Annotated in this window: 10 protein-coding genes; all 10 read left to right on the forward strand. The window is 60.6% G+C overall.

Annotated features, from left to right (window positions below; all coding sequences use genetic code 11):
* Nucleotides 1–9 precede the first annotated feature (9 nt).
* On the forward strand, nt 10–1,041 hold the full coding sequence (locus tag V3W31_04840; GenBank protein MEE9614266.1) for a rod shape-determining protein: 1,032 nt from the start codon (nt 10–12) through the stop codon (nt 1,039–1,041).
* Nucleotides 1,042–1,085: 44 nt separating this feature from the next.
* Nucleotides 1,086–1,925, forward strand: a complete 840-nt coding sequence (mreC, locus tag V3W31_04845) for a rod shape-determining protein MreC (GenBank protein MEE9614267.1) — start codon at nt 1,086–1,088, stop codon at nt 1,923–1,925.
* 4 nt (nt 1,926–1,929) lie between these two features.
* On the forward strand, nt 1,930–2,415 hold the full coding sequence (locus V3W31_04850) for a hypothetical protein (protein ID MEE9614268.1): 486 nt from the start codon (nt 1,930–1,932) through the stop codon (nt 2,413–2,415).
* On the forward strand, nt 2,415–4,259 hold the full coding sequence (gene mrdA, locus V3W31_04855) for a penicillin-binding protein 2 (GenBank protein ID MEE9614269.1): 1,845 nt from the start codon (nt 2,415–2,417) through the stop codon (nt 4,257–4,259). The genes V3W31_04850 and mrdA overlap by 1 nt, the downstream gene beginning before the upstream one ends.
* A gap of 129 nt (nt 4,260–4,388) precedes the next feature.
* Nucleotides 4,389–5,480 (forward strand): rod shape-determining protein RodA, encoded by a 1,092-nt coding sequence (gene rodA, locus V3W31_04860; GenBank protein ID MEE9614270.1) that lies wholly within the window; start codon nt 4,389–4,391, stop codon nt 5,478–5,480.
* A 1-nt stretch (nt 5,481) separates the two neighbouring features.
* Nucleotides 5,482–5,937 carry a phosphatidylglycerophosphatase A gene (locus V3W31_04865; protein ID MEE9614271.1) on the forward strand — a complete coding sequence of 152 codons (456 nt, stop codon included), beginning with the start codon at nt 5,482–5,484 and terminating at the stop codon, nt 5,935–5,937.
* Nucleotides 5,934–6,428 carry a nicotinamide-nucleotide amidohydrolase family protein gene (locus V3W31_04870; GenBank protein MEE9614272.1) on the forward strand — a complete coding sequence of 165 codons (495 nt, stop codon included), beginning with the start codon at nt 5,934–5,936 and terminating at the stop codon, nt 6,426–6,428. Before V3W31_04865 ends, V3W31_04870 begins: the two co-directional genes overlap by 4 nt.
* A 15-nt stretch (nt 6,429–6,443) precedes the next feature.
* The gene (thpR, locus tag V3W31_04875; protein MEE9614273.1) at nt 6,444–7,043 is read left to right on the forward strand and encodes an RNA 2',3'-cyclic phosphodiesterase; all 600 of its coding nucleotides are present in this window, start codon (nt 6,444–6,446) and stop codon (nt 7,041–7,043) included.
* 28 nt (nt 7,044–7,071) lie between these two features.
* Entirely contained in the window at nt 7,072–8,088 is a 1,017-nt protein-coding gene (gene recA, locus V3W31_04880; GenBank protein MEE9614274.1) for a recombinase RecA, read from the forward strand.
* A 16-nt stretch (nt 8,089–8,104) separates the two neighbouring features.
* The coding region (locus V3W31_04885) for a type IV pilus twitching motility protein PilT (GenBank protein ID MEE9614275.1) at nt 8,105–9,157 on the forward strand (1,053 nt) is incomplete at its 3' end.

The raw sequence follows: 9,157 nt of genomic DNA on the forward strand, positions 1-9,157 counted from the left end.
GGAGACACCATGTTCAACTACCTTATAGGACTCTTCTCGAACGATCTCGCCATAGACCTGGGCACGGCAAGCACCCTGATATATGTCAAGAACAAGGGCATCGTAATAAACGAGCCTTCGGTGGTCGCCGTGAGGAAGGACGGCAGGGGCAGGCGCGTTCTGGCCGTCGGCGGGGACGCGAAAGCCATGCTCGGGAAGACCCCCGGGAATATCGCGGCCATAAGGCCCTTGAAGGACGGGGTCATAGCCGACTTCGCGGTGACCGAGGAGATGCTAAAGCACTTCATCGCCAAGGTCCACAACCGTAAGCTCCTCGTGCGCCCGAGAATAATCGTGGGCGTACCGTCGGGCATAACCCAGGTGGAGAAGAGGGCGGTAAAGGAGTCGGCCCATTCGGCCGGGGCCTCGGAGGTATACCTGATCGAGGAGCCCATGGCAGCGGCCATAGGCGCGGGCATGCCCATTACCGAGCCCTCGGGGAACATGATAGTGGACATCGGCGGCGGCACCTCGGAGATAGCCGTAATCTCTCTGTCGGGCATCGTCCAGGCCAAGTCCATACGCGTTGGCGGGGACAAGTTCGACGAGGTGATAATGCAGTACATAAAGAGAAAGTACAACCTGGCCATAGGCATGGGCGTGGCCGAGAATATGAAGATGAGCATGGGGCTCACCTCCCCCGAGGAGGAGGACCAGATGATGGAGATAAAGGGCTCCAACCTGGTGACGGGCATACCGGCCACAATCGAGATAGCCGCGGTCGAGGTAAGGGAGGCGCTGAACGAACCCCTGAACGCGCTCATAGATGCCATAAAGCAGGTGCTGGAGACCACCCCTCCGGAACTGGCGGCCGACATGGTGGACAAGGGCATAATGCTCGCCGGCGGCGGGGCGCTCCTGAGAAACCTCGACTCGGTCCTGAGGGAGGAGACCAAGCTCCCGATTACCATAGCCGACGACCCGCTTACCTGTGTGGTAAGGGGGGCCGGCAAGGTGCTCGACGAGATAGCGCTCCTGAAGGAAGTTACCATACCGAACTGAGGCCGCCGGGGCCTCGGCTTTCCGGACAAACGAATACCCGCATAATGACAGCATTCCTACGGAGACACCAGGTCATTCTCTCTGCGACCGTCCTCTGTCTCTTTTCATTGCACCTGACCGTAACCGAGAAGAAGGGCGTCGGCGGGGCCGTTCTGGTGAAGGGGGTCCTTGCAGGCCTGACCTCTCCTCTCCAGAGCGCGCTTCTCGGCGTACGTTCCTTCGTCGAGGACACCTGGAGCGGTTACCTCTACCTGGTGGGGCTGCGCGAGGAGAACGAGACGCTGAAGGAGACCGTCCACGCGCTTAACGAAGAGAACAACAGCCTCCGCGAAGAGCTCCGGCTGAGCGCCGGGCTCAACTACCTCATGGGCTTCAAGCGGGACTACTCGCTTACGACCCTTCCCGCCGACACGCTCGGCTTCAGCGCCTTCGAGGCGGGCGGGGGCTGGACCAGGACGGCCACGCTCGGCAAGGGCGCGGACCACGGCATAGGAGCGAACATGCCCGTGGTAAGGCCCGAGGGGGTGGCGGGAAGGGTCATCGCCGTCACGGCCGGCACCTCCACCGTGCTGCTCCTCACCGACCCCCGCTCGAACATAGACGTCATACTGCAGAGGACGAGGGTGAAGGGGGTGGCGCAGGGCGACGGCTCCGGCGGCATCATATTGAAGTACTTGAGGGAGCTTGAAGACGTGCGCGTCGGCGACAGGGTAGTAACCGCCGGGCTCGCCGGTGTTTTCCCCAAGGGGCTCCTGGTGGGAGAGGTAACCCGGGTCGAAAAGGGCGGCGACAACTTCTTCAGCCGCGTCGAGGTCCGGCCATACGTAGGTCTCAGCAAGATAGAAGAGGTGCTCGTGGTAACGGAAGACCCGCACCCCCGTTAAGGCGATGAGAGACTTCCTTATATTCCTGCCGCTTACGGTAGTGTTTCTCTCCGTGAAGAGCACGCTCTTCCCCGGCCTGCCGCTGCCGGACCTCCCGCTCGTAATAGTCTTCCATATAGCGTACGCGAGGCCGTCGGTACACGGCGTGGTCCTCGCCTTCATGCTGGGCTACGTGGACGACGTCTTCAGCGGGGCCATCATAGGCTCCACCTCCTTCTCTCTCCTCTTCTTCTTCATAGTCGTCTATGTTCTGAGCAAGAAGGTGCACTTCTCAGGCGCCGCCGCAGGCGTCCTTGGGACGGCGCTCGGCGTGGCCTTAAAGGGCGCGCTTTCATACGCGATAGTCGTTTCCATAAACCCGGACCTTGCGTTCGCGGGCCACGTGCTGCCGGTGGCCGTTGTGACGGGGCTTTCCGCTCCGTTCATAATAGCCGGGATAGAACGCATCACGGGCTTCCGCGAGAAAAGCCAGGGGAGCTATCTGCCTTGATGAGCTACGTAGGTGACAAGGAACCAAGGGAGCTGAGGGAACGGCTCTTCCTCGTAAAGGCCGTGCTCTTCATCTCCTTCTTCGTCCTCGCCTCCAGGTTCTGGTACCTGCAGGTAATGGAACGGTTGGAGTTCGCGGAGCTGTCCCGCACCAACCGCATACGGCTTGTGAACACCACCGCGCCCAGGGGCCTTATCTTCGACAGGAGCGGCTTGAGGCTCGCGGAAAACCGTCCGGGCTTCGACCTGTCCGTAATCCCCGAGGACGTCCGGGACTGGGAGAAGACGAAGAAAACACTCACGGAGCTGGTAAGGATAGAGCCGCGTACCATCGAGGCCAGGATCGAGAAGGCCCGGAAGCGTTCCCCCTTCCGGCCCGTAAGGCTCAAGGAAGACCTCTCCTGGGAGGAGATGGTAAAGGTCGAGAGCTTCAAGTTCGAGCTTCCCGGCGTGGTCCTGGAGGTCGGACCCAGGAGGGCCTACCCCTACGGCGACGCCATAGCGCATATCCTGGGCTACCTGGGGGAGATAAACGAAAGGGAAGTCGCCCGGGCGAGGGATAAGGGCGTTAGCTACAGGCCCGGAGACATGGTAGGCAAAAACGGGGTGGAGACCATGCTCGAGACGACCTTAAGGGGCGTGGACGGCGGAAGGCATACCGAGGTCGACGCCCTGGGAAGAGAGATAAAGACGGTCTCGAAGATACCGCCCGAGCCCGGCAACAACACCTTCCTCACGATAGACCTGCCCACCCAACTCATAGCCCGCGACGCCATGAGCGGCAAGGCCGGCGCGGTGGTGGCGATGGAGCCCCGCACGGGAAGAATAATCGCCATGGTCAGCACCCCGTCGTTCGACCCGAACATGTTCGCCTCGGGCATCTCGGCGGAGAACTGGAAGGCGATAATAGAAAACCCGCTTAACGTGCTCACCAACAGGGCCATCCAGGGCCAGTACCCTCCGGCGTCCACCTTCAAGCCCATAACCGCCTCGGCCGCCCTCGAGGAGAAGCTCATAACCCCGGAGGAAAAAATATTCTCCGGCCCTTCCTTCCGGTTCGGCAGGCGTGACTACCGGGACTGGAAAAAGGCTGGGCACGGCAAAATAAACGTACACAGCGCGATCGTGGAATCGAGCGATACGTTCTTCTACCAGGTAGGGCTTAAAGTGGGGGTGGACAGGCTGGCCCGCTACGCAAAGAGTTTCGGCTTCGGCACCTCCACGGGCATGGGGCTGAAGGACGAAAAGCCCGGGCTCGTCCCGAGCTCCGAGTGGAAGAAGCGCGCCCTGGGGGAGCGCTGGTACACGGGCGAGACCATAAGCATATCGGTCGGGCAGGGCTATATGCTCGCCACTCCGATGCAGCTCGTCGCCGCCTACGCGGCCATAGCCAACGGCGGAAAGCTCTTAAAACCCAGGATAGTGGAACGCACCGAGACGCCGGAAGGAGAACTGATAGAAGAGTTCTTCACCGAGGAGGCCGGAGAGCTCGCGGTCTCCCCGGAGACCCTCGAGATACTGCGGAGCGCGCTACGGGGCGTGGTCGAGGAAGAAGGGGGAACGGCAAGGCGTCTTATGAAGGGGGGGCTCAAGATAGCCGGTAAGACCGGGACGGCACAGGTCATAAGGTTGAAGGAGAGAGAAAAGGATATAGAAAAAATCCCCTACAAACAGCGCGACCACGCCTGGTTCGTCGGCTTCGCCCCGTACGACGACCCCGTAATAGCCGTCGTGGTACTGGTCGAGCACGGCGGGTTCGGCTCCAGGGCCGCGGCCCCGGTGGCGCTAAGGGTATTCGAGACCTACCTCTCAAAGAAAAAAGAGGAGGAGGAGCAGGAGATATAGATTAAAACCCGTGATGCGTGTGCGTTATACGTGATGCGGAAAATCTTTAAATACGTATAACGCATCACGTACACGCATTACGGCTTTCCCGCATCACGCACACGCATCACGCATCACGGCCTTTAAACTATGATAGACAGACGATTATTCGCCCAGATAGACTGGCGGCTTCTGGCCGTAACCGCGGCCCTTGCCGCCATAGGGCTTGCGAGCATATACAGCACCACGCTCGGCCAGGGGGGGTACGCCTACCAGAGGCAGCTCTGGTGGGTCGCGGCCGGAGCGGGGGTCATGACGGTTACGGTCATACTCAACTACTCGCTCCTCGAGCGCTTCGCCTACCCCATATTCATCCTGTCCGTAGCGTCGCTCGCGGCCACCCTCGCCTTCGGCCAGACCGTCGGCGGGGCGCAGAGGTGGCTGGACCTCGGGGTAGTGTCCGTTCAGCCCTCGGAGTTCGCCAAACTCGCCTTCATAGTAGTGATGGCGCGCTACCTTAGCTCTATAATCGTGCCGAAGAAGGGACTCGGGTTAAAGGACCTCTTTTTGCCGGGGCTCCTGCTGGCTATACCGTTCGTCCTCATCGTCCGCGAGCCGGACCTGGGGACTTCTCTGATATTCGTCCTGATATTCGGCTCGATGATGCTTACCGTAAAGATAAAAACCCGGACGCTCGCAGCCCTGGCCGTGCTCTGCGTAACGCTCATCCCCTTCGCCTGGGGCTCGCTCAGGAGCTACCAGAAAAAACGGCTCCTGTCCTTCCTGGACCCCGCGAGCGACCCGCTCGGGTCCGGCTACCACCTGCTCCAGTCCAAGATAGCCATAGGCTCGGGGGGCTTCCTCGGCAAGGGCTTCACAAAGGGTACGCAGGCGAGCTTGATGTTCCTCCCGGAGCACCACACCGACTTCATCCTCTCCACCCTTGCCGAGGAGTGGGGCCTCATGGGCTCGTTCACCGTGCTCGCCCTCTTCCTGGCGCTCCTCTTAAGGGGGCTCGAGGCGGCAAAAAACTCCAAGGACAGGTTCGGCTTCCTGCTCGCTCTCGGTATCGCGGCCATGCTTTTCTGGCACATAACCATAAATATCGGGATGGTCTCCGGGCTCCTGCCCGTCGTGGGCGTGCCGCTCCCGTTCCTGAGCTACGGGGGCTCATTCCTCCTCACCTCGCTCATAGGCGTGGGCATACTCGTAAACATCGGCATGCGCCGCTTCATATTTTAAGATGAAAAATTCCATCATAATGTTCCTTGCGACCGGGGCCTATAGCGGCTACTCGCCCTTTGCCCCCGGTACCGTGGGGACGCTCTGGGGCATCCCGCTGGCATTCGCGCTTTCTCTGCTCCCTCCCCTCTGGGGCGCCGCGGCCCTGGCGCTGGCAATCGTGGGGGCATGCCTCCTGGCCTCGGAGGCCGCCGGAATCGCAGAAAAAAAGGACCCCTCCTGCATAGTGCTCGACGAAATCGTGGGCTTCGGGGCGGCTACATTCCTCCTCCCCTTCACCGCCCAGAACGTAATATTGGCCTTTATTCTTTTCCGGTTTTTTGATATCCTGAAACCCTACCCCGCCGGACTCATCGACAGTCGTCTTCCGGGGGGGGCGGGGATCGTGCTGGACGACGTGGCAGCCGGTATCTACGCCAACGTCACCGCCCAGATCGCGATAAGGTTCGTGCTATGAGCGAACGAAAGGCTTCGATGGGGCCCGAGACGGCGGTGGGCCGGAAGCTGGCCGAAAGCGGCAGGACGCTTGCCGTAGCCGAGTCGTGCACAGGCGGGCTCGTCGGGCACATGATAACTAACGTGCCGGGCAGCTCCGCCTACTTCAAAGGCGGGGTCGTGGCCTACGGCAACGAGGCGAAAAAACGGCTCCTCGGGGTCTCGGCCGCGACACTCGACCGGCACGGGGCCGTATCGGCCCAAACGGCCTCGAAGATGGCCGAGGGGGCGAGGAAAAAACTCGGGGCGGACATGGCCCTTGCCATAACCGGCATAGCCGGCCCGGGCGGGGGCACCCCGGATAAACCGGTGGGCACGGTCTTTGTCGCCATAGCCGACTGCAGGAAGGTGCGCACGAAAACGAAAAAACTCTCTCTAAAAGGCACCCGGAAGGCCATAAAGAAAGCCGCGGCGCTTTCCGCGTTGAATCTCCTTGAAAAAGCGCTCGCGTAAAGATTACAATTACGGTTGAGGACTTTCGTCGCCATAGAGCTCCCGGCGGATATAAAAAAAGCGCTCAAAACCCTGCAGGAAGAACTTCAGAGCGCAGGACGTAAAAGCGACGCCGTATCCTGGGGCAAACCCGGCAACATACACCTGACGCTCAAGTTCCTGGGCGAGGTCGAGAGCTCCGGGATAGAGGAGATAGGCAGCGTACTCGAAGAAGCGGGAAAGGGCGCTAAACCTTTCACCCTGACGCTCGGGGGTGCCGGGGGTGCCGGGGGGGTCGGCGCCTTCCCGAGCCTCAAAAACCCGCGGGTCATATGGGTCGGGATAGGAGAATGCGAAGAACTCCGCCGGCTCAGGGAAAATATCGAAGAGGGACTTGAAAGGATAGGCTTCGAAAAGGAAGGACGCCCCTTTCACCCTCACCTGACACTCGGAAGGGTCAGAAAGGGGAAGCGGGCAAGGCTCCCGAAGGAGGCCGGGGGGACCGGGGAGGCAGGGGGGGCAGGGGGGGCGGGTAAGACATTCACGGTAGATTCTTTTACGCTCTTCCGGAGCGAGCTCGGCCCCGGAGGCGCGAAGCACCATCCCATTAAAGAAATAACACTCGGGCACTCATAGCGTCATAAACAAAGGAGGGTTCATAGATATGGCAGCACCGTCGGCAACCGACAAGACTAAGGCCGTTGACCTGGCCATGAGCCAGATAGAGAAGCAGTTCGGCAAGGGCTCCATAATGCGCCTTGGCAAAGGCGGGGTTGTGCGTGACATCTCCGCCATCTCCACCGGCTCCCCGAGCCTCGACATAGCGCTCGGCATCGGAGGAGTACCGCAGGGCAGGATAGTGGAGATATTCGGCCCCGAGGCCTCCGGCAAGACCACCCTCGCGCTCCACATAGCGGCCGAGGCCCAGAAGAAGGGCGGCACCGTGGCCTTCATAGACGCCGAGCACGCGCTCGACGTGGAGTACGCCGGGAAGCTCGGGGTCGATACCGACGCACTGCTGCTCTCCCAGCCCGACACCGGCGAGCAGGCCCTCGAGATAGCCGATATGCTCATAAGGAGCGGCGGCATGGACCTTATCGTGGTGGACTCGGTGGCCGCGCTCGTCCCCAGGGCCGAGATAGAAGGGGAGATGGGAGACAGCCACATGGGCCTCCAGGCGCGCCTCATGAGCCAGGCACTCCGGAAACTCACCGGCACCATAAGCAAGAGCAATACCTGCATGCTGTTCATAAACCAGATACGCCACAAGATAGGGGTCTTCTACGGAAGCCCCGAAACCACCACGGGCGGGAACGCGCTCAAGTTCTACTCCTCGGTGAGGCTGGACATCCGCAGGACCGGCCAGATAAAGCAGGGCGATGCGGTCATAGGGAGCAGGACGCGCGTGAAGGTGGTAAAGAACAAGCTCGCCCCGCCGTTCAAGGACGCGGAGTTCGACATAATCTTCAGCCAGGGCATATCCCGGGAGGGGGACATACTCGATATGGCCACGAAGGCCAATGTCGTCGAAAAGAGCGGGGCCTGGTTCTCTTACGGAGGTGAGAGGATAGGACAGGGCAGGGAAACGGCCAGAAAGTTCCTCAAGGAAAACCCGGAGAGGGCTGCGGAAATAGAGGGCAAGCTACGCGAACAGTTCGACATAAAGAACAAGGAGGGATAAAAACATGGCTGAAGAGGTGGATGTAAGCGCCATTTTGAACTTCGCGGTAAAGGAAAAGGCCTCGGACGTACACCTTAAGGCGGGGCTCCCGCCCATAATGAGAGTCCACGGCTCCCTTGCACCGCTTAAGAACCACCCGCGCCTCTCTCCCGACGACGTATCCAAGGCCGCATGGCGGATGATGAACGACATGCAGAAGGCGGCCTTTAAGGAGACCCACCAGGCCGACGTGGCCTACAGCGTGCCGGGGCTCGGCAGGTTCAGGGTGAACGTATTCCAGCAGAGGGGCGCGGTGGGTATAGTCCTGAGGGTCATACCCATGGTAATCCAGGACTTCAACACCCTTAATCTGCCGAAGGTCATGGACAGGCTCTCCATGGAGATGCGCGGCCTGGTGCTCGTCACCGGGATAACGGGCAGCGGCAAGTCCACCACGCTCGCGGCGATGATGGACTACATAAACAATAACAGGTCGTGCCATATTATATCGGTCGAAGACCCCATCGAGTTCCTGCACAGGGACAAGCGCTGCATCATAAACCAGCGCGAGATAGGCGTCGATACCGACTCCTTCTCGCATGCCCTCCGGGGTGCGCTCAGGCAGGACCCGGACGTTATCATGGTCGGCGAGATGCGGGACCTGGAGACCATAGAGATAGCCCTCATGGCGGCCGAGACCGGTCACATGGTGCTCTCCACACTCCACACGATAGACGCCACGGAGACCATAAACCGTATCGTCTCGGTCTTCCCGCCCTATCAGCAAAAGCAGATACGGATACAGTTCGCCGGGGTCATGAAGGGCATAATATCCCAGAGGCTCATGCCCACAAAAGACGGAATGGGCAGGGTCCCGGCGGTCGAGGTGCTCGTCTCGACGGCCAGGGTAAGGGAGTGCATCACCGACAAGGAAAAGACCAAGGAGATAACGGACGCCATCTTCAAGGGACACACGACCTACGGCATGCAGACCTTCGACCAGTCCCTGCTCGACCTGATGAACAGGGACCTCATCTCCTACGACGAGGCCATGAGGCAGTCCAGCAACCCGGACGACTTCGCGCTCAGG

The sequence above is a fragment of the Thermodesulfobacteriota bacterium genome (assembly GCA_036482575.1).
Classification (GTDB): domain Bacteria; phylum Desulfobacterota; class GWC2-55-46; order GWC2-55-46; family JAUVFY01; genus JAZGJJ01.

What these genes read in the sequence shown, in the direction of transcription:
- V3W31_04840 (MEE9614266.1), top strand. Translation starts at nt 10, where the DNA reads ATGTTCAACTACCTTATAGGACTCTTCTCGAACGATCTCGCCATAGAC.
- mreC (MEE9614267.1), top strand. Translation starts at nt 1,086, where the DNA reads ATGACAGCATTCCTACGGAGACACCAGGTCATTCTCTCTGCGACCGTC.
- V3W31_04850 (MEE9614268.1), top strand. Translation starts at nt 1,930, where the DNA reads ATGAGAGACTTCCTTATATTCCTGCCGCTTACGGTAGTGTTTCTCTCC.
- mrdA (MEE9614269.1), top strand. Translation starts at nt 2,415, where the DNA reads ATGAGCTACGTAGGTGACAAGGAACCAAGGGAGCTGAGGGAACGGCTC.
- rodA (MEE9614270.1), top strand. Translation starts at nt 4,389, where the DNA reads ATGATAGACAGACGATTATTCGCCCAGATAGACTGGCGGCTTCTGGCC.
- V3W31_04865 (MEE9614271.1), top strand. Translation starts at nt 5,482, where the DNA reads ATGAAAAATTCCATCATAATGTTCCTTGCGACCGGGGCCTATAGCGGC.
- V3W31_04870 (MEE9614272.1), top strand. Translation starts at nt 5,934, where the DNA reads ATGAGCGAACGAAAGGCTTCGATGGGGCCCGAGACGGCGGTGGGCCGG.
- recA (MEE9614274.1), top strand. Translation starts at nt 7,072, where the DNA reads ATGGCAGCACCGTCGGCAACCGACAAGACTAAGGCCGTTGACCTGGCC.